Source organism: Photobacterium carnosum, assembly GCF_002849605.1.
Taxonomy (GTDB): domain Bacteria; phylum Pseudomonadota; class Gammaproteobacteria; order Enterobacterales; family Vibrionaceae; genus Photobacterium; species Photobacterium carnosum.
The window spans coordinates 174,841-192,192 of record NZ_NPIB01000003.1; the positions used below are offsets into that span (position 1 = coordinate 174,841).

Annotated in this window: 15 protein-coding genes; 10 read left to right on the plus strand and 5 right to left on the minus strand. The window is 36.2% G+C overall.

Features of this window, described 5'->3' with window-relative positions; all coding sequences use genetic code 11:
- Window positions 1–3: 3 nt before the first annotated feature.
- A complete protein-coding gene (gene nagA / locus CIK00_RS04700) occupies window positions 4–1,137 on the minus strand; it encodes an N-acetylglucosamine-6-phosphate deacetylase (RefSeq protein WP_101767761.1) in 1,134 nt (377 codons plus the stop codon).
- 557 nt (window positions 1,138–1,694) lie between these two features.
- Between nagA and CIK00_RS04705 the strand changes: the two genes are divergently transcribed.
- The 3 genes from CIK00_RS04705 to CIK00_RS04715 all read left to right on the plus strand — a co-directional run bounded on the left by CIK00_RS04705 (window position 1,695) and on the right by CIK00_RS04715 (window position 3,983).
- A complete protein-coding gene (locus CIK00_RS04705; protein ID WP_101767762.1) occupies window positions 1,695–2,459 on the plus strand; it encodes a hypothetical protein in 765 nt (254 codons plus the stop codon).
- A gap of 202 nt (window positions 2,460–2,661) precedes the next feature.
- Entirely contained in the window at window positions 2,662–3,348 is a 687-nt protein-coding gene (locus CIK00_RS04710) for a VC0807 family protein (protein WP_101767763.1), read from the plus strand.
- Window positions 3,349–3,506: 158 nt separating this feature from the next.
- Window positions 3,507–3,983: a hypothetical protein gene (locus CIK00_RS04715; RefSeq protein ID WP_101767764.1), complete on the plus strand. Its 477-nt coding sequence runs from the start codon at window positions 3,507–3,509 to the stop codon at window positions 3,981–3,983.
- Between the two features lie 709 nt (window positions 3,984–4,692).
- On the opposite strand, the gene nagZ is transcribed toward CIK00_RS04715, so the two are convergent.
- On the minus strand, window positions 4,693–5,697 hold the full coding sequence (gene nagZ / locus CIK00_RS04720) for a beta-N-acetylhexosaminidase (protein ID WP_101767765.1): 1,005 nt from the start codon (window positions 5,695–5,697) through the stop codon (window positions 4,693–4,695).
- A 240-nt stretch (window positions 5,698–5,937) separates the two neighbouring features.
- On the opposite strand from nagZ, the gene CIK00_RS04725 reads away from it, so the two are divergent.
- The gene (locus CIK00_RS04725) at window positions 5,938–6,411 is read left to right on the plus strand and encodes a DUF1097 domain-containing protein (protein WP_101767766.1); all 474 of its coding nucleotides are present in this window, start codon (window positions 5,938–5,940) and stop codon (window positions 6,409–6,411) included.
- Between the two features lie 79 nt (window positions 6,412–6,490).
- Here the strand turns inward: CIK00_RS04725 and CIK00_RS04730 are convergent, their stop codons facing one another.
- Together CIK00_RS04730 and CIK00_RS04735 are read right to left on the minus strand one after the other, a co-directional pair.
- Complete coding sequence (locus CIK00_RS04730; protein ID WP_101767767.1) at window positions 6,491–7,429, minus strand: precorrin-2 dehydrogenase/sirohydrochlorin ferrochelatase family protein; 939 nt, start codon at window positions 7,427–7,429, stop codon at window positions 6,491–6,493.
- Window positions 7,430–7,538: 109 nt separating this feature from the next.
- On the minus strand, window positions 7,539–8,666 hold the full coding sequence (locus tag CIK00_RS04735; protein ID WP_101767768.1) for a S1 family serine peptidase: 1,128 nt from the start codon (window positions 8,664–8,666) through the stop codon (window positions 7,539–7,541).
- 195 nt (window positions 8,667–8,861) lie between these two features.
- Here CIK00_RS04735 and CIK00_RS04740 point away from each other — a divergent pair, with 195 nt between their 5' ends.
- From CIK00_RS04740 to viaA, 5 genes are all read left to right on the plus strand, one after another.
- A complete protein-coding gene (locus tag CIK00_RS04740; RefSeq protein WP_101767769.1) occupies window positions 8,862–9,710 on the plus strand; it encodes a DUF5718 family protein in 849 nt (282 codons plus the stop codon).
- A 78-nt stretch (window positions 9,711–9,788) separates the two neighbouring features.
- Window positions 9,789–10,349, plus strand: coding sequence for a nucleotidyltransferase family protein (locus CIK00_RS04745; protein ID WP_233426533.1), 561 nt, complete (start codon window positions 9,789–9,791; stop codon window positions 10,347–10,349).
- A gap of 9 nt (window positions 10,350–10,358) precedes the next feature.
- Entirely contained in the window at window positions 10,359–11,216 is an 858-nt protein-coding gene (locus CIK00_RS04750; protein ID WP_101767770.1) for a sulfurtransferase, read from the plus strand.
- 357 nt (window positions 11,217–11,573) lie between these two features.
- Window positions 11,574–13,229, plus strand: a complete 1,656-nt coding sequence (locus CIK00_RS04755; RefSeq protein WP_101767771.1) for an ATPase RavA domain-containing protein — start codon at window positions 11,574–11,576, stop codon at window positions 13,227–13,229.
- Between the two features lie 68 nt (window positions 13,230–13,297).
- A complete protein-coding gene (gene viaA, locus CIK00_RS04760) occupies window positions 13,298–14,755 on the plus strand; it encodes an ATPase RavA stimulator ViaA (protein ID WP_101767772.1) in 1,458 nt (485 codons plus the stop codon).
- Window positions 14,756–14,853: 98 nt separating this feature from the next.
- Here the strand turns inward: viaA and CIK00_RS04765 are convergent, their stop codons facing one another.
- Complete coding sequence (locus CIK00_RS04765) at window positions 14,854–15,987, minus strand: transporter substrate-binding domain-containing protein (RefSeq protein WP_101767773.1); 1,134 nt, start codon at window positions 15,985–15,987, stop codon at window positions 14,854–14,856.
- Between the two features lie 288 nt (window positions 15,988–16,275).
- Here CIK00_RS04765 and rlmF point away from each other — a divergent pair, with 288 nt between their 5' ends.
- Entirely contained in the window at window positions 16,276–17,298 is a 1,023-nt protein-coding gene (gene rlmF / locus CIK00_RS04770; protein ID WP_101767841.1) for a 23S rRNA (adenine(1618)-N(6))-methyltransferase RlmF, read from the plus strand.
- The last annotated feature ends 54 nt before the right edge of the window (window positions 17,299–17,352 follow it).

Sequence of the window (17,352 nt, forward strand, 5' to 3'; positions counted from 1 at the left end):
AAATTAGAATGCTTTTTTACCCATTTGGTAAACATGTTTCACTTCGTTATTATCAGAAAGCAATGTGATATTCGCTTTGTAGCCTGCTTTTAGTAGACCATATTCATTATCAACTTTGATTGCTTTCGCAGGATATAATGTTGCCATACGTAAAGCTTCTTCAAGAGAAAGACCTACATGGTCAATCAGGTTATTTAATCCTTGTGCCATGGTTACTGCTGAACCTGCGATAGTGCCGTCTTTGTAATGACACTTACCGTTAGTTACGTAAGCTTGTAAACCTGCCATATCAAATTCAGTCATGTCAGTACCCGCTGGAGCAACGGCATCTGTTACCATAAACAGTTGTTCGCCCAGCATTTCATGAGCAATACGTACTGATGGGTAAGAAGCATGGATACCGTCAACAATAATACCTGCATGTGGTTTTTTATCGAAGATGTAACCCACAACACCTGGTTCACGAGAGCCAAGTGGTGTCATGGCATTATAAAGGTGAGTAGCCATGGTTAGGCCTTCTTTCTCATTTACTTGCTCGTAAGTTGCATTAGTATGACCTAATGATACGGTGATTCCTGAATTACGAACAATATCAATAACTTCTTGTGATGTGTTTTCAGGTGCTACCGTTAATACGCAAATTTTATCTGCGTTATCAGCGAGGTATTTAGCTGTGTTAATGTCTAATTTACGGATAAATTCTTCACGGTGTGCGCCTTTCTTTTCAGTACTGATGAAAGGACCTTCAAGGTGTAAACCTAACACGCCTTTTTGTAAGCGATCATCCATTGCTCCAACCATATCAAGCACTTCAACCATTGACTCAGCATCGCTGGTAATGAATGTAGGTAAAAACTGTGTAGTTCCACCTTTTAAATTTGCTTGATTCATTGTCTCAAGTGTTTCTTTACAGATAGCAGTATTAAGTAATACACCACCACAACCATTTAGTTGTACATCAATAAAGCCAGGTGATGCCAATAAGCCTTGAGCATCAAATATTTCTTGTGGTAACTCATCTGTAGAGACTGCAGACATAGGAACAATACGTGAAATAAGATCGTTTTCAATAAAGATGGCTTGGTTTTCTTGAATAGTTTTACCATCAAATACGTTGGTGTTAATAATTGCAAACATCTGATTACTCACTTTAATTCTGTAGCCTGATGATAAATTAACAGGCAAAATGGCGATTTTACTCTATATCTAGTGGGCTTCATTCATATGAGAACAACACTATGTTAATGATAGATAGAGCACCGAATAATTGGTTTGGAATAAGATTTAATACGGTGTGTTGAATCTTATTTCACTATAAAAAATAAGATACCTGTTTCAATCATCTTTCGTCAATCTTTTATCTGATTAAATGCTAAAAATTGTATGATTATTATCTTTTTTTATATTTATATCATACAAAAGTAAATTTGATCCTGAAATGAAGAATACTTTGCGGGAAAAAAATTGTTGAATATGCTTTGCAGGTAAAAAGATGGTTGTATTTTGTTGTATGGCTCTGATTAATACCTGTAGTAATTATTTTGATACGTAAATTTGTCTTTTTGTATCAAAGCCTTTTGCACTCATTCATACAATTAGGCAAAATAGCTATCTATTAAAAATACGGACGACATATAAAGTTGGCTATATTCGTCAACGTCTTATGTCTAAGTAAGGCTGTATTAGGAGTTAAAATGCAGTGGAATGATTGGTCAATATTACTGTCTGAAGTGTTAGAACAATTCTCGATAGGTGCATTTATCATTATTGGTGGTGTAATGTTATCGGGAAAATTATGTTTTGGACAGCATGATCGTGTAATGAAAATATTACCGTTAATCAGTTGGTTATTAATTGCTTCGTTGTTAATTCGTGAAGCTACTTTGATGGCAGTACAATCTAGCATTAATGTTACAAATTCTAGTGCAGTTATGTTTGTATTAGTCTTTATTGCATTAACGTTAATTTATAGTTTGTGTGAAAATCGACTTATTGGGAAAGACGGGTCACGAAAGTTAATTATTTGTATTATGCTGTTGTGGAGTATTGCTTACGTTATTGATATTTTAAGCTTTAGTGCTAACAATGGCCATTTTGGTAATATGATGACGATTATCTTTAGTGTTGGTTTCGGCGGAAGTCTATTAGCACATACGATGTTAGTGAAAGCACAGCATAAAATCGATCCTCTTAATGTAGCATTACCTTTATTTGGTGCATTTATTGGTGTTATTGTTTTTATTGTTGCATGTTTAGATTTAGCAATGCTTATCGAACAAACTCAGCATGATATTTTGTTACCTTTTATCTGGCGTATTGTTAGTGTGGGGTGTTTGTTAATCGCAACAGGGTTGTGGTTAATGTCGTTGTTAACTAAAACTAAACCTGTGTTAGCGATGTTAGCTTGTGCGTGTACGTTAGCAATCATTGCAAGCTTAGCTGTTAATGGTAGTTTTTAATGGTTTGTAACGATATTGTTCTTTACAGAAATGATAAGAAACGAAACAATCAAAATAAAGAAATAGTAGATCTGTCAGCTTTAACTAAAGTTACTATAATATTAACAATAATTTTAGAGCAAGTTGTACAGTATTACGAGATCTAGCTCTTGTGATAAATGTAAAGTGGCATAATTATGAATAAAGGAAATTATTAGGAATTATGGCTGAAAAGAAAACAAATCCGTTGAATGAAATTATTTTTAATGTTGTTGTACCATCAATCATTTTAATGAAAATGAGCAGTGATGATCGTCTAGGTTCAGTTGGTGCTCTATTGGTTGCTTTAGCTTTTCCTATTGCATTCGGTGGTTATGAATTATTAAAAAATAAGAAATTTAATTTTATAGCAATACTCGGTATTGTGAGTGTGTTACTTACTGGTGGTATTGGCATATTAAAACTTGATACTCAATGGCTTGCGGTTAAAGAGGCTTTGATTCCAGGTATTATTGGAGTCGTCGTTATTGGCTCAACATTCACCAAATATCCTATTGTAACTAAAATGATTTTTAATGAGAGTATTTTAAATCTAGGTTTAATTAAGCAAAAATTGATGGAATTTAACCAGCAGAAAGCGTTTGATCGTTGTTTAGTTCAATCTAATTATTTATTTGCAAGTACCTTCGTTTTTTCATCGGTTATGAATTATGTTTTAGCAACGGTTATTGTAACGAGTCCTGCTGGCACTGAGGCGTTTAATGAAGAGCTTGGTCGAATGACATTATTAAGTTATCCCGTTATTGCTATTCCATCAATGTTGATGATGATAGGGATATTTTATTTTGTGTGGCGTCAAATTCGAAAGATGACCAAACTCGAAACGGTACAGATATTTAAAATACAATAAATTTTCATGTGTTAAAACAAAAGATAACCAGTAATGTTACTTACATTACTGGTTTTTTTTATGCCTATAATTCTTAATTATAAGATCTTTTATATAATTAAAGCAGCGCTACAATGAGTACGCCATACTGAGATTAATATTTATCTTGAGAGGGTAATATGAAGCCATTCTCGTTACTCTGTACATTATTTCTAGTTATTGCATGCTCATCAGCTGACGTGGCAGAACTAAATCAACACACTCGAATTCACCATAAGGATCATTGTGGCGCTTATTTAGCTCCTCAAGTTAAAGATTATTTTAATTCATTTATTGATTCGCAATTACAGCAAGTTAATGCTCTTCAGGGAGAGATTACCAATGATAATATGAATGAGCTACATAATGCGTTATATCAATTTGAGGCTCATTGGTTAACCTTAAAAGAGGAACGGTATGATGCTTGTCTACGGTATGCCAATTGTAACGAATTAGAACGGAAATATAACAATAACGTTGTACAACACCCTCGAGATTGGATCGCTACATCACCGCCTTTTATGTGTCAGAAAAGTAGTTTTGAATATGCTATAAGTCGTATAAAAATGGTAACGTTTTATACGGATGTAGAGCGTTTAGAGTTAATTCGTCAATAATAATAAAATAAAGTGTATTTGTTTTTTTAATTAATATATTGATTAATAAAGGCTTAATGTTTTTTAAACATCTCATTATTGTTGATACTTGATAATAAGGCGTAATTTGTATTAAGTGCTATATTTAATAATATAGTAGTTACATTGCCATTACTTATAATTGAAGTGTTTATTAATACAATCAATATAATAGATGAAAAATAGTTGTTTGATAGGAAAGTAAATTTGTCGATTGCGAGTTACATATGATGCATAATTTTTCGATAAATTTGATAAAATCTAGTTTTCTATAAGTTTAACCGTTCAACAATGTTAGTTATAACATGATCTTTATGCAACATGCTGTATTGCATATGAAATTTAACCGTAAAGCATCACAACTTTATAACTTATTTAAGGTGTTGTTAATACAATGATGTAAGTTGGTGAGGGATTTGAGCGAAAGAATAATCAAATTCTAAAGACTTATGAACTGAAAATAATCAGTTTTGTTTTAACAGATATAAAGGTCAATTATGGAAATTATACTCACCGTAGCGTTTATTGTTGGTGCGTTTTATATTATCTTAAAAGAGAAGAAAAAATGTTCAAAGTCAGTTGATTATTCTAAAGATAGTTTGTGATAGATATACCATGCAATAAAGTTACTACGAAAAGCACTTTATTCTACAAATTATATGAAGAGTAAAGTGCTGTTGATTTTCGACGATTAATTGTTTTTATTATTCCAAGTGTCGACTAAGTGTGAAATAGATTGTTGTGCTTGTTTCCATTCTCGAGTTTGCATTAACTCATTAAATTCAGGTGTCGTTTTTTTCAATAACGAATTTAGAATAGTAACTTGAGTCTGTGGTAATCCATCCAATGCTTGTACTGCACCTTCACGGTTATTACATAACATAACCATGTCACAACCCGATTGTTGGGCTGCAACAGCACGCTCACTATAATTACCTAAAACATCGGCACCTTTCATATTTAAATCATCAGAAAAGATAACACCGTTAAAGCCTAAATCATGACGAAGTACTTGTTTAAGCCAATATTCAGAACCACTGGCAGGACGCTCATCATAAGCATCAAATACGACATGTGCAGGCATGATCCCTTGAAGTTTATTATTGCTTATTAAGTCTGCGAATACGGTCATATCATGTTGTTTGATATTGTCTCGTGAGTCATAAGGGGTTTCAAGGTGTGAATCTGCAATAACACCACCATGGCCGGGGAAATGTTTACCCGTTGCTGCCATACCCGCGGTTGTCATACCATCAATAAAAGCAGAGGCATAGCGAATAACATCAGATGGTTTGTCTGAAAACGCACGATTGCCGATGGCTTTACAATCAAAACCTAAATCCAACACTGGCGCAAAGCTGATATCGATATCCATTGCCAGTAATTCAGCCGCCATTAACCAGCCACCCGTTGTTGCTAATGCTAGGCCATTATCTGATTCTGCAAATGCGCGAGCAGGAGGAAGAATTGAGAATTGCTCTCTAAAACGCTGAACACGTCCGCCTTCTTGATCAACGCCAATAATAAGCGGGCGTTTTGCTGTTTGACGAATATCTTTTATCAGCGCTCGAAGTTGATCGCGATTATCGTAGTTGCGAGCGAAGAAAATAATGCCGCCAACAGTAGGGTGTTGAATAATTTCACGTTCTTCTGCATCAAGTTCATAGCTTGACACATCAAGCATTAAAGGTCCCATAAAGACACTCCAGCAAACAAATAGAACGAATAAATTATCATAGTTTGCTGTAACCGCAATTTTTAATCTGGATTTTATTGTATTTTTTAATACTAGCAGCAGAAAATAAATAAGTGATGTGTATCACTTGAAATGGTAACTGAATGTAATATTATTTATATATATGTGATCTAAATCGTTTTAAGTGCGACTCAGGTTAATATAGACTACGCATCATTAAAAATTGATGTGGGATCAATAATGTCTTTACTTATTGCTATTTCCTTAACGACCGGTATTCTTTCTGGAATATGGGGTTGGGTTGCTGTTTCTCTTGGCTTACTTAGTTGGGGGGGGTTTTTAGGATGTACAACATATTTTGCCTTACAACAAGATGGTATTAAAGGGGTTGGGTTAAGTATTGCAACTAATCTTAGTGGTGTCTTTTGGGCGATGGTGATCATTAAATTATCAACATTGATTAATTTAGAAATAGTCGGATATATCATCACGGCTCTTGTTGCATTTATGATGTGTGCTCAAGCCAAAAAACACTGGTTAAACTTTATCCCTGGTACATTCATTGGCTCTTGTGCAACATTTGCAGCCGCTGGTAATTGGCAGCTCGTTATTCCATCTCTTATTGTTGGTGTTATCTTTGGTTATTTGATGAAAACAACAGGCATATGGTTACATGCAAAATTGTCGCCGAATTATGGGCAAATAAATAACTAAGAATACGTATAGTGAATAAGTATTGATAACAAAAACGCAGAGCTTCGGTTCTGCGTTTTTAGTTCAGTACTAAAATGTTTCAACCAAAAATAGGTACGAAAATACCATTATGACTGGCACAATACTTTCTGATACAAGGGCGATGATTATCCTTGGTTGCAAGTATACAAACGCGTATACCTTGCTGCATAAGATTTTCAGTAAGGGCTTGGATATTCTTATGATCACAGCGTTCACGATCAGCATCACGTCGGCATAAATCAATAAACACATCTGCTACATCGTCATGGTAAAGAATATATTCAGATTGTTGCATTAATCGTAATGCTTTAAGGCTGATTAATTCAGGATCATGACCAGTTTCAATAAGGTAGATATTACCACTACAATGATTTTCCTCAGTTAATAATTGCTGAAAAGCGGCTTCTAATTCTTCGGTTGTATGTGCATTTTCAACAGCACTTAATCTGAAAAACTGCTCCCAAAATTTTCTACGTTCATCTACTGTAGTGAAATGTTGTTTAATACGCTGACGTTGCTTACCTGCGAATGTTGCAAGTAAACTTAAATTCTGTGGTAAATAGGTTTCTAAACGTTCACGTAAATAACGTACTAATACGGGTGATGTACCGCCGCTAGAGATAGCAACTTGAATGGGAGAACGATCAACTATTGATGGCGTAATAAAATCACAAAATGTTGGGTCATCAACAACATTGGTCCAGATCTTTAATGCGCTCGCATCATGGTAAATCTGGTGATTAAGTTCGGCTGAATCTGTTGTTGCCCACACTTGATCGGCACCACTAAGTTGTGATGACTGATAAGGCTGATCGATATGTGTGATCAGCTGTTGCTCAAGTAGCATTTGTAAATGAGGGTGCAGTTGTGGTGATACAACAGTGACATTAGCGTGTGCTTTTAATAATAAATCAACTTTTCGGCAAGCAACGTCACCACCACCGATAACTAAGATTTGTTTATGATTTACTTTTAGAAATATCGGGAAGAAATCCATTTAATAATATCCATATTTAAATATCAATAGGGTCTATTATTACGTAATATTTATTGATAACAATAATGTATTTTTTATTATTCATAAATAGATAGTTATAACTTACTTTCTATAATAAATTGATTCTTTTTCGAAATAAAGCAATTGTCACAAGCATACTCAAAACTGTTAATGGTATATTTCCTGCAGCTTGTGGCTGAGTGGACACTAATAAAAGATTAAGATCTTGATCTTGTGGGTAATCATCAGCAAGGCTAAATGGATCGTACTTGTAATTAGGCGAATTATAGTGTGAGGTTAAGGAAAAGGTGAGCTGGTTATCATATTGCTTTATAGATGTTTCAATCCAAGATCGTAATGATGCTAGTTCGGTATATTGGCCATGTAGGTGTTGGTATTGTTGGGTCGGATTATTTAATCGCTGTTCACATAACGCACCATTACTAACAATACCCATAACACGTAAACCAAAGTCATTATTAGCAACATGTTGTGGATTTTGCCAAATCAAGGGACCACCAGAGTCGCCACTACAGACATCTTTAAGTAGACCATCAATATTAGAATCAGCACAAATAATCTGTGATTTGTTGGCTTGCAGGCCATTGCAATATTGATCAGGAATCCCCGCTAACGTCACTACTTGTAATTGCGTCGGGTAGTTTATTAGTGTACCACTATTTGATTTCCCCCAACCTGATGCAATGAGATTAGCTTTTGAGTTTTGATGTATTACCCAGTTATTATCAAAAATATTATTAGCGGTTATTTGTTCATTTATCGAGGCAATAACAATCGGTTTGGCTACCGTCAATAAAGAACGATTAACACGAATCAACGCCAGATCATTTGCAAATATTTCCTTATTGTAATTAGGGTGATTTATTATATGCGTGATGGTGAATCTATATTTGGTATCAAGTTGTTGTGTGTTTGGTTTAGGAACTGAGGATGTTCCTGCAATAACATAGTGAATATGATTTTTAGTGCAATGTGCTGCGGTTATTAACCAATATTCATCAATAATAACCGCACCACATAATACAGATGTTACATTTGATGAGGTTATTGCTGCTTGCCACGGTAATAGTAATGGTGCGTAAAGTGTCGCTGGGTTGCTATTTATTGATTTTGATGTGGATTGTGCTGCGAGTGCAACTGAATGACGAGAGCTGAATATTATAAGAAGTAAGAGTAATAAATAATGGATTGTATTTTTTTGTCTATGTAATTGCATTATCAATCCTTGTTATGTCCATTATCTTCAGTGTAGTTAGTTGATGATTATTTGGCTTATAAAACTGTGATTAAGGTTGAATCAAAAATGAGAATGTTGTTTGTTGTGTATAGATAATTGTTAACTCGATAACGGAAAATAGCTGTGTTTTTGATTATAATAAGTCACTATTTTTTGTTTTTTGATGGATAAATTGTGTTTAATCAATGTATTGGCTTTGGTGTCGCGGGTAATTTTGCAGGACATTTAGAGCAAGCGGGTGAAGCCGCAGATTTTGTGACAGTTGCAGTAAAAGAAGTGACGCAACCTAAAGCTATTTTTCCTTTTTACCTTCCTAATATTAATTCCGGATTGCTAGCAACATACCCATTATCCTCAACAAATATCACGCCGCCTAATGATGCAGATAATCTTCAAATTGAACCTGAAGTAGCATTGGTTTGTGATGTGATATATAGCACTGATGTTAATGATGGACATCAAACCGTGTCAGCATTGATTCCGCGTCAATTTGGTGCTTATAACGATTGTTCAATTCGAAAACCACATGCAAAAAAAATCAGTGAAAAGAAAAACTGGGGTGCAAATAGTAAAGGCATCAGTGATCACCTTATTACTATCGATCATTTTTCTGTAGGTGGTGTTTTAGACAGTTACCGTATTGCGAGTTTTCATTGTCGTGATGGTGAAATTCATCGTTATGGTGAAGAGAGTGCGGTGATTGGCTACAGTTATTTTCATAACACGTTATTAGATTGGATTATTGAACGAATGAACCACCAGCAAGATGTTGGACCTACTGAAAATATTGCTGAGCTGTTAGCGCAAAGTCAGTATCCAACCCAAGCGGTGATCAGCATTGGAGCAACTCGTTATACACCCTATGGTGAAACCCATTTTTTACAAAAAGGTGATACTAGTATCGTCGTTGTCTATGATGGTAATCGCTATAATGCGGAAGAGATTATGCAGATGGCATCGACCCATGATTTAGCCAATGGTGAGGGTCTGTCGGTATTAATCCAACAGGTTGCTACAGTGTAACTTGTTGCTGGTTATAGACGTTACTGCTTGTCCATATTGTTATTTATCAACATGCACCGATAAAGGATCTTAATATATATGGCTGATTTAGCTTTAAAAACTGCTGCCATCATAGACGATGATCCGCTTAGAATGGCATGTTTGCGCGCTGTACAAACATTGAATTTACCTGATTGGTTTATAGCTGCTGGGTTTGTACGTAATGCTATTTGGGATCACTTACATCATTTACCGATGACACCATTAAATGATGCTGATGTGGTGTATTTTGATCCTAATGATTGTTCATTAGTTACTGAAGCGCATTATGTGGCATTGTTACAACAGCAATTACCTATGATTAATTGGGACGTTAAAAACCAAGCAAGAATGCACCTAAAACATCAGCATTTACCTTATAAGAATAGTGCAGATGCCATTTCACGATGGGTAGAAGTCCCTACGTGTGTTGGGGTGCGGTTAACGGTTGATAATCAATTCATTTTTACTGCAGCATATGGATTAGAGCATAACTGGTCATTACATGTTAGCATTAATCCACATTACCCAAGACCTGCCATTTATCAACAGCGTATTCGAGACAAAAACTGGCAGGTGTTGTGGCCAAGGTTAATCATTTTTACTGCGGATTATTCTTAAGGATTTTTTATGGCATCGCCTGTTAATAATATCGTTTCTGCTGCATGGCTTAATCAGCAATTATCAAATACCTTATCAGCTGCATCACTAGTGGTATTAGATGCCAGTGCATTTATGCCTGATGTGCCTCGTGATCCGCAACAAGAGTTTATTGATGTTCGCATCCCAACGGCACATTTTTTTGATTTTAACCATCAAATAGCAGCACCGAATACTGATTTACCGCATATGTTGCCATCAGCTGAATTATTCACTCAAGAAGTCGCAAAATTAGGCGTGAATAATGATAGCCATGTTGTTATTTATGATAGCCAAGGGATGTTTTCAGCACCACGTGGCTGGTGGATGTTCAAGGCGATGGGACATGATAATGTGTCAGTGCTTGATGGTGGTTTACCTGCTTGGCTAGCGGCGGGTTATGCGACGCAAACGGGTGTACCAATGACTAATGCGATTGGGGATTTTAGTGCTAAATATCGACCTAATTGGGTAATTGATGCAGATACGTTGTGTCAAAGACTGGATGATACCCGTATTCAAATCATTGATGCACGTCCTACAGTCCGTTTTTTAGCCACCGTAAAAGAACCGCGCGTTGGGCTTCGCAGTGGTCATATGCCAAATGCGAAAAGTTTACCTTTTGGTGAATTATTGACTGATGGTCACTTTGTGCCTGTTGAGCAACTAAAGCAAAAATTTGATGCGTTAAGTGCTGCTGAACAACAGCTTATCTTTAGTTGTGGTTCGGGTGTGACAGCTTGTATTTTAGCTCTAGCCGCACAACTTAGTGGTCGTGACAAGGTCACTGTTTATGATGGTTCATGGGCAGAATGGGGTGCAAATGAGAAGTATCCAGTGGTTAAATAACGGATTATTTTTTAAATAGTACAAAGAATAGTAATGATTCAAATCGGCTTTTAGCGAGAAATTTCTTACTAAAAGCCTTTTTTATATCTCACCGTAGTATCCCTGTTTTTGATTTGAAATTAAGATCGCTCGGCATTCGCTGATAATTCTTTAAAATATCCATGATATGACATCACTGATGTTGAACCAGTTATTGTAACGGTATTGTTAGCTTGAGCACTGAATGCTATTGATGTATCACGCATAAAATCATGATATAAGAGTTATAAGACAGCAACGTATTGGTGTGATTTCACATAATTAAACGCCATTTACGGTATACCATGTAGGGTAGGATAATAATTCAAGGTTGGATATATGCTTACAGTAGCAACAGCGGCACCCAATAAAGCCATTTTATCAGAACGTATTCAAAAGCTGATTAATGGGCTTTCTAATGGTGTTTATGAACGTGAAGAAACCATTAAATTATGTTTATTAGCCGCATTGGCTGGTGAAAGTGTTTTTTTGTTAGGTCCACCAGGTATTGCAAAAAGCTTAATTGCAAAAAGATTAATTCAAGCATTTGATAATAGTAATTTTTTCGATTATTTAATGACTCGATTTTCAACCCCAGAAGAAGTATTTGGCCCATTATCAATTCAAGAATTAAAAGATAACGGCAAGTATGTTCGTTTAATTGATGGTTACCTACCCACGGCTCAAGTCGTTTTTCTTGATGAAATCTGGAAAGCGGGCCCTGCGATTCTAAATACCTTATTAACTGTGGTGAATGAGCGGACATTTAAAAATGGTCAGGATATTCTACCGATACCTATGCGATTGTTGATTACCGCGTCAAATGAATTACCCGATGCAGATAGTGGCCTAGACGCGCTATATGATCGTATGTTAGTTCGCGTGTTCGTTAACCGTATTCAAGAAAAACGTAATTTTAAATCAATGTTAATGGGCGATAGCACAACGTTAACGGCGATTGATCCGTCACTAACGATCAAAGACGATGAATACCATAGCTGGCAAGCGCATATTGAAGATGTAACATTAACTGACACCCTTTTTGAAAAAATTTATCAGCTAAAATCAATGATAGAAGCGCGTTCAGGAGAAAGCATTGCACAAGCAACAGATAGCGAGCTTTATATTTCTGATCGCCGTTGGAAAAAATCAGTACGGTTACTAAAAGCGAGTGCCTTTTTTAACGGTCGTGATCATATCAATCCGTTAGACTTATTACTGTTACAAGATTGCTTATGGCATAGCCCTGAGTCGCGTAATGTGATTGTTAACATTATGAAAGAATTTGCGACTAAACATGCTTTTAATCAACAAGATGCTATTGCTGATGCTAAAGAAGCCCATGTTATTATTGATAATATTAACCAAGATATCTGCACCCAATTAGTTGTGACCTTTACCCGTGAAAGTACGATGCGTAAAGAATGGTTTAAATATAACTTCGCAACGGCGACGCGATTTAATATTAATAACAACCCCCGCATGATTAAGTTAGTCATGCTACAACCTAACACTTCAGTATCAGAGCAAGAACTCGGTGATAGCCGGTGGGTGTATGTTGATGGTGATGAGTTTGATAAAAAAATTCGTACCGGGAAATGTGATATTTATGGCTTCGTGAATAAAAATACCCATTTATGCCGACTACAGTTTGAGATCGATGCTGAGAATCAATTGGTCATTAAAGACATTGCTAATCGTCCTGTTTTGGTCGGTGTTACTGGCAATAAAGGCTTAACAACGACTCAGCAGCAACAATGGCAGCAACTGGTTGATCAAGCAATGGCTAAGATCACTGACTCTGAACATAATGTGATTAAAGCGCGCACTTCGTTCCATGGCGCATTACCGCATAATTTCATTAGTGGTGATTTTCCTACATTAATAGAACAAAGCCTTAATGATTGCGTTGATAAAGTCGCCGATCTGAAATTAATAACTGAAAGAAGTGCTTTTAGAATTACGCATATGAATGAATATTTTTCTAAACAATGATTGTTGGAATAAGAAAATACCGTTGTATAGCTCTGTGTGATAATAAATAAAGTAAAGGATTGATGCTTATGCCTGTATCTGAAGGGTTAAATTTTGCTTTGATGCTTGCTGAGTCAGGTATTATTGATACTGCTGTAAATGAAGTGATGCTTAGGCCACAACTTCTTATGGCAGCAGAAGCCAGCCCAGGTGTTAAAACCGCCATGAAAAATCAAATTATGAAGTGGCGTGGGCAGATGATCAAAAAAACCGCCAAAGGCACGGTCGTTGAACAATTCAGTGATGAGATTAATTTATACCAACAAGTATGCACATGGAATAAAGAGTACTTTTTTGCTCACTCCGAGCAGATTATTAAGCAACTTGAAGGGCAGTCAGCATTCTATTTTAAGGCGAAAAGTTTATTAGCAACCGAGCAGAATAAACATAACCCCATGTTCCAACGTTTCTTTTGTGATAAATGGTATGACTACCTAGCCTATGCATTGCGAGAAGCGCAAGAGTCGGAAGTTGAAGAACAAAAAGATCAATTATTACAAGATCTGTATCAACGCATTGAAACCATGAAAAAAATGGCAACAGTAACCGATGCTGGTGATGTCAGTAAAGCGGGGCGTTTGTGGGATATGGCACAAGCAAAGCTGACTAAAACTGATGTTGATGTGATGAAGAAAATTGCTGCTTTTTTAAAAAAGAACAATGGTCTTCAAGATATTGCTGAAAAATTAGGCCGTATGGCCAATGAAGTTGATGATCCCAATAAAGAGCGGGTGAAAGCCGAACAAATGAAGCTGGTGGAAGAAATCAGTGACAATGTCACCGACGATATTGTTGGGATCCATGAAAGTGATGATTTAACCAAGCTATTGCCTAATGAAGCGATGTTTTTAGCGTATCCTGAGCTTGAAGTGATTTTTTATAAGCACTTAGCCGATAAGCGGTTAATGAATTATCGAATGCAAGGTACTCAACGTAAATTGCGAAAAGTAAAAGCCTTTCAGCGGCAAACCAAACAGGTTGATCAACCTAAAGGTCCTTTTATTGTTTGCATTGATGCATCAGGTTCGATGTCGGGTTATCCTGAAAACTGCGCAAAAGCATTGGCTTACGGGTTAATGCAAATAGCACTTGTTGAAGAACGTGACTGCTTTGTCATTATGTTCTCAACGCAACAAATCACTTATGAACTGACCAAGCAAGATGGTTTACATGAAGTGGTTAACTTCTTGTCATATTCATTTCATGGCGGCACCGATCTTGGACCCGTATTGGATCAGTCAATTGATCTGATGGCGGCGGGTAAATATAAAAATGCCGATTTGGTGGTATTGTCTGATTTTATTGCGCCAAGCCAACCTGAAGTAATGCAATCGCGAGTTCAAAAGCTAAAGCAGCAGAAAAACCGTTTCCATGCGGTGAATTTATCTAAATATGGTAACCCAGAGTTATTGGAATTGTTTGATCATTGTTGGTCTTATCATCCGTCGACATTAAGCCAACTTGGGCGTTTATTTAAATTACGTTAATGATGTATATTTTATTGCAAATATTCTAAGGAGTACATAAGTGCTCCTTTTTGTTGTGTATCTGTTTTTTGTAACGATTGTCATTATAAAGACACTGGCTATTTAATCTTGAAATATTCAGTTAATGCTTTTTTCCATTGATTACTTTTACGAAATTGCAATAGTTCTCGATTGATTTCTTCATCATAAGGGCTGTTTTCTCCCAATACGATACCGTAGTTTTGTTTTTCAAATTGATAAGGAAGCACTTGTAATTGTTCGTAATTGCCTTTGTTTTTCGCCATTTTTATTTGATATCTTAAAATAGCATCATCATCGACAATCGCTTCAATTTCGCCGTTATCTAAAGCCAATAGCATTGCGGCAACTGTTGGGTAGGTTTTATGGCTAATACTATGGTTTGTTAAAAACTCAGAAGAGGTTGATGATTGTTTTGCGCCAGTAGTGACATTGTCTAAATCATTGGGGCTTTTAATATCGCTATTTATTAGTACTACAGTGAACGAACTTGCTAGAACAGCGGTAATACTCGCAATAAATAATGTTGTAAAAACCGCTAATAATACCGTGATCACACGTCCGGTTAATGTTTTAAATTCATAATAATTAAACGGACCTTTGGTGATAAATAATAATCCTAAGATAAACCCTTCAACTAATCGTGCTGAACGTGATTGCATTGAATAAAGTTTGTCGTTAACCCGATGTTCAAGTCTATAATATATTCCACCAACAACTGCGGCAGTTATTGAGATAATTGCCAGAATCTGTAAGAGTTTTTTATTGAAAACAATACTGGTAAAGGTTTCCCAATGACTTTTTTGCTTAACAGCAATGGCTAGATTTGTTTCATAAAAAGAGTGTGAAAAATCTAATATTTCTTCACGTTCAGGTGTAATAGAAATACACGATAATCCAATATCAAGCTTACCACTGGCAACCTCTGCAAGCAGGTCTTTGAGGGGTAACACTTTAACCGTATAGTTTAAATTAAGTTTGGTGGCGATATTATCCCACAGTAAAAAACTTAACCCTTGATAGTTATTGGTATCGTCCGTTATCACAAACGGGGGGCAAGCATAGGTGCCTACTTGTAACGTCTTACTGTTAATGGGGGCTTTTGCGTATGTATTCGCAGAGTAAAATATAACGATAATACTGAAGGCTGTAATAAAAAATAATGAGAAAAAACCGAAATGAGATGGCTGAGATGATGGGGCGATAATTGTCATAGCATCACTCCTAGCAAAATGAGGACATCTTTAAGTATAAGTAATTTTTTAAATATCATAGATATTACAGCGGAAAATACACATGATGGTTTAGTGATATTCTCAAATGGATGTGGCATATTTTCGCGTTGGATATTAGGGTTAATCGTAAATTTAAGCACTAACATGATAATTGTTAGCCGCTATTGGGTGTTTTTTGTGCATTTGCTCATTAAGATGCTAAGGTTATTAGGGTTTAGCATGTACAATGCTGCGCTTAATTGTATTTTATTTCTGCGAGTAGCAAAGATGACCCAAAAGAAAGCCGCACAGCCTAAACAAGGCTTACACCCACGTAACCCACACCGTGCGCGTTATGATTTTGCGACCCTAACTCAAGCAACACCTGAACTGGCGCAATATGTTAGTGAAAATGCTTATGGGGATCTTTCCGTAAACTTCTCTGATCCACTCGCAGTTAAAACGTTAAATAAAGCGTTATTAAAGCATTTCTATCATATCGATTACTGGGATATTCCTGCGGGTTTCTTATGTCCGCCAATTCCTGGTCGTGCTGATTACATTCATTATATTGCAGATTTATTAGCACAATCTAATGGTGGCGTTATTCCTGAAGGTAAAGGCGTGCGTGGTTTAGATATCGGTATTGGTGCTAACTGTGTTTATCCTATTATTGGTCATCGTGCGTATGGCTGGCAGTTTGTAGGCTCTGAGATTGATGTTTTAGCGGTTAAATCAGCGAAATTTATTGCTGCTAGCAATGCTAAACTAAAAGGTGCTATTCAAATTCGTCTTCAAAATCAGGCAGATAATATCTTTACCGATATGATTGATGATGAAGAAATGTTTGATTTCACTATGTGTAATCCACCATTCCACGGCTCAGAAGAAGAAGCGATGGCTGTCTCTGAACGTAAAGTACGTAATCTAACGACTAACTCAAACAAAAAGCGTCAAGCACATGGTCGTAGTAATAAGCTTTCGGCATTTAATGCGAAATCTGAGTCAACAACGCCAGTGCTTAACTTTGGTGGTCAAAAGGCTGAATTGTGGTGTACAGGTGGCGAAGTTGGTTTCATTAAAAAGATGATCAACCAAAGTGCGACCAAAGCGACACAATGTTTCTGGTTTACGACACTTGTTTCTAAGAAAGAAAACCTTGGTGTGCTTTATAAGCAACTTGAAAAAGTAAGCGCATTCCAAGTAAAAACCATTGAAATGTCACAAGGGCAGAAAATCTCTCGTGTTGTTGCATGGACGTTCTTAAACGAAGAACAACAAGCAGAATGGCAAGCAGAACGCTGGGCATAATGTTTCAGTAATAGATAATTGTATTGATAATAAGCGACCTTGATGGTCGCTTTT

Coding starts and splice junctions, on each gene's coding strand:
- rlmF (WP_101767841.1), top strand. CDS start 16,276: ATGACCCAAAAGAAAGCCGCACAGCCTAAACAAGGCTTACACCCACGT.
- CIK00_RS04765 (WP_101767773.1), bottom strand. CDS start 15,987: ATGACAATTATCGCCCCATCATCTCAGCCATCTCATTTCGGTTTTTTC.
- CIK00_RS04755 (WP_101767771.1), top strand. CDS start 11,574: ATGCTTACAGTAGCAACAGCGGCACCCAATAAAGCCATTTTATCAGAA.
- CIK00_RS04725 (WP_101767766.1), top strand. CDS start 5,938: ATGTCTTTACTTATTGCTATTTCCTTAACGACCGGTATTCTTTCTGGA.
- CIK00_RS04750 (WP_101767770.1), top strand. CDS start 10,359: ATGGCATCGCCTGTTAATAATATCGTTTCTGCTGCATGGCTTAATCAG.
- CIK00_RS04705 (WP_101767762.1), top strand. CDS start 1,695: ATGCAGTGGAATGATTGGTCAATATTACTGTCTGAAGTGTTAGAACAA.
- CIK00_RS04735 (WP_101767768.1), bottom strand. CDS start 8,666: ATGCAATTACATAGACAAAAAAATACAATCCATTATTTATTACTCTTA.
- nagA (WP_101767761.1), bottom strand. CDS start 1,137: ATGTTTGCAATTATTAACACCAACGTATTTGATGGTAAAACTATTCAA.
- nagZ (WP_101767765.1), bottom strand. CDS start 5,697: ATGGGACCTTTAATGCTTGATGTGTCAAGCTATGAACTTGATGCAGAA.
- CIK00_RS04745 (WP_233426533.1), top strand. CDS start 9,789: ATGGCTGATTTAGCTTTAAAAACTGCTGCCATCATAGACGATGATCCG.
- CIK00_RS04730 (WP_101767767.1), bottom strand. CDS start 7,429: ATGGATTTCTTCCCGATATTTCTAAAAGTAAATCATAAACAAATCTTA.
- CIK00_RS04715 (WP_101767764.1), top strand. CDS start 3,507: ATGAAGCCATTCTCGTTACTCTGTACATTATTTCTAGTTATTGCATGC.
- CIK00_RS04710 (WP_101767763.1), top strand. CDS start 2,662: ATGGCTGAAAAGAAAACAAATCCGTTGAATGAAATTATTTTTAATGTT.
- viaA (WP_101767772.1), top strand. CDS start 13,298: ATGCCTGTATCTGAAGGGTTAAATTTTGCTTTGATGCTTGCTGAGTCA.